The 2,696-nt window shown below is 44.0% G+C and carries 4 protein-coding genes and 1 pseudogene; all 5 read right to left on the bottom strand.

Annotated features, from left to right (window positions below):
* Positions 1–35: 35 nt before the first annotated feature.
* The gene (locus tag B4U84_RS30095; protein ID WP_131121653.1) at positions 36–707 is read right to left on the bottom strand and encodes a hypothetical protein; all 672 of its coding nucleotides are present in this window, start codon (positions 705–707) and stop codon (positions 36–38) included.
* Positions 679–921 carry a hypothetical protein gene (locus B4U84_RS30090; protein ID WP_131121652.1) on the bottom strand — a complete coding sequence of 81 codons (243 nt, stop codon included), beginning with the start codon at positions 919–921 and terminating at the stop codon, positions 679–681. Before B4U84_RS30090 ends, B4U84_RS30095 begins: the two co-directional genes overlap by 29 nt.
* Positions 922–934: 13 nt before the next feature.
* Positions 935–1,474, bottom strand: coding sequence for a hypothetical protein (locus B4U84_RS30085; RefSeq protein ID WP_131121651.1), 540 nt, complete (start codon positions 1,472–1,474; stop codon positions 935–937).
* Positions 1,475–1,814: 340 nt separating this feature from the next.
* Entirely contained in the window at positions 1,815–2,369 is a 555-nt protein-coding gene (locus tag B4U84_RS30075) for a hypothetical protein (RefSeq protein ID WP_242677778.1), read from the bottom strand.
* A gap of 138 nt (positions 2,370–2,507) precedes the next feature.
* Positions 2,508–2,696: pseudogene (locus B4U84_RS30070) on the bottom strand (hypothetical protein); the annotation flags it as partial.

Genomic DNA, 2,696 nt, shown 5'->3' with positions numbered 1-2,696 from the left:
CAATGGGGCGAAAACGCCCCATCCCTCCCAATTAACTACTTATCAGATTTCAAATGCCCGTAACGAATATACTCAGCATCTTTCTGCCGTTTGATACCGACAGATGCCAACAACTCTTGACGGGTTTGTTGTAACTCTGCGGTTGCTGCTTGTCGTTTCTCTCCAGCTTGTTTCTGATTTTCAATAAGTTGCAAACTGGTTTTGAGCTTGCCTTCTCCCAGTTGCCCCATCAGTTCGTACTTTGCATCCAGGGCTTTGACCTTGCGGTCAACTTTCGCGGTTAAAGACTGAGCGTGTTTGTTATAGTCAGCAAGCGCCAGGAATGCGTCAGCAGTGGACTTGTCGAGCCGCTTTTTGCCTTCAATGACTATGTTTGTAGAAGCCGCGTAGAACTCAGCTAGCTTTACCTGTCCAGCCATCAGGGTTGCCGTGTGCTTGAGCATCTGGGCTAAGGCTTTGGTGTTTAAACGAGCTACCTCTGCAACCTTGCCCACAGCAACAACTTTTTCCTTAAATGCTGGGTCTTGCATGTTGATATCAGGAAATTGCAGCCCGTAGGATTGGTAAAGCCCTTGCAGCATTGAAATAGCTTGAGGTAGTGCAGCCTGTTTACCCATTTGTGCAGGTGCGGTAGAGAAATCACCCTTGCCACCTTTGACAACAGACATTTGTGATTGGTTAGTAGTTGTTAATTTCTTGAACTCCATTTGTTTGTTCTCTTTGTATTTGTGTAATTGATGACACGACACGATAAGTCGTAATAAACAACAATCCTGTGAACAGAAGAAGTACAAGAGCCATCCAAGCCTCTAATAAACCTGAACTGCTTGACTCTTCCTCCCTATAAGTTGTTGTGGTGGAGGTCGCGCCATCCGCGTTAATATCAGTAACTTCAGTGCGGATAATGACACGCTTAGTCATTGGTTATTAGTTATTAGATTTCCGTTACCCAAGCCTCTGGTTCATCTTCATCAACAAACGAAGTTCCTTGAGTCGCGATTGCGTACAGTTCTTGTTCTGTGCTGTCTAAGTATTCAGTAAAGGCTGGGTCAGATTCATCACTAGCCCATGCGCCTACTTCACTTAACCTCTTAAATGTCGTCTTCACTTGATCGCGAGTAAACGCATCATCGATTAATGCGATCGCCTTGGAGTTACCTTGAGCAATATCCCACAGAATTTTGTGGTTCACCCACTGGCTATAGTTGGCTAACAATTGACCGTGTGCTAGTGGGTAGAGAGTATCATCAATATCTTGGAAATAATCGTAAGGTTCAAAATCTACCTCTACCCACTTTCCGCCTGCTTTTGAATACAGTTTGAAATCAGTTGAAAACTCTCTTAATTCGTCCTCACCCAGAAGCAAACCTCTAACAAAGTCGTCAAAAGAGGAGCGGTCGTAAAAGTAATGGGTGCGGTCTTCATCACCTGCAATGGTTATAGCCAAAGGGGCTGGATGCTTACTTTTCGGCATGAGTTAAAATCCTTTATGAATAGTTATATGTGGCGTACGCTGATTTTTCTGGCTGATTTATCGGGTGTACGCCCATCTTTAGAACAAACTTTGTTGAATCGCTACATCCGTCATTGTTGCCCGATGCTGTCTATACAAACTCGGCACTTCGTAAACCCTACGTAAAACCTTGTCCCTGTTGAGTTTTAGGTCTGCCGTCTTTCTCTGTGCTGGCAGAGGTCGAAAAAAATACTGAGTATGTTTGATACTGTCGCTGCTGTACACATAGCGGTACAGAACGCCATCAATACTGTAGGTTTTGCTCATTGTAAGCAGCGTCACGCAATGAACTAGCTGCAAGTCATTCATCTTGCTCACCTCCTGATAAACAAGCCCCAATCACAACCGAACTAAGGCAGAGGCTAATACTGCAAATAGCGCTACCCTCAAACACCTTTGCTTGTTGCTTCCAGGTCGGTTGGTATTGTTCACCCCGACTTTGCTCTATGCGGTCAACCCCATAGCAGAACAGCGTACCCAATCCCATTAACACAGTTGCAATAAAGGCTATCTGAGCAGTGTTTGCTGCCAAGTCTAGAACTAGTGACCGTAGCCTCTTGTGATTTGAAGGTGTCTTTTTGACATGCATGACAACCTTGATACCCGTGTTGTATTCATTCCTGTGATGGTCTGGGTTTAGTGACTGGTCTTTGAGTACGCGGTCAATATTTATAAGAGCTACATCAAGCTGGCGATTATTTTCTAGGCTCAAGTACTCTTGTGATGTAGCTACATCGAGTATCCAGTTGTAGCTAAGTTCTAGCTTTTCGATTTGGTCTGTTGTCAGCATAGGTTTAGTTTCTTTTTTAGGTAACTCGTTAATTGATTCGAGCCTTGCAGGGTTAATAAAAATCACGCTGCGTTCTCCTTTCGTCCTAGAAACGTTTCGTTGACTGCTTTCTCCAAAGTTTTTCGTAACCAATAAGCAGGGGTTACACCGTCCATATCAGCAAGCATTCTCACTGTTGGTACTAGCTCAGTGGGTACGTCCCAGTTAAGCCGCTTGCTCTTGCTGTGCATTGGTTTGTTCCTCCTGATGATCAGTATTCTGTTCAGTATTCTGTTCAGTATTCTGTTCAGTATTCTGTTCAGTATTCTGTTCAGTATTAAGTTCAGTTACATACAGTCTTTTGAGTTCTGATAAAGCAATCATTCCTGGGTCAGAAGTCTCGATTAAATGCTC

The sequence above is a fragment of the Westiellopsis prolifica IICB1 genome (assembly GCF_004323185.1).
GTDB lineage: Bacteria > Cyanobacteriota > Cyanobacteriia > Cyanobacteriales > Nostocaceae > Pelatocladus > Pelatocladus prolificus_A.
Note: the sequence above shows the minus strand (reverse complement) of the source record. Positions and strands in the feature narration are given on the sequence as shown.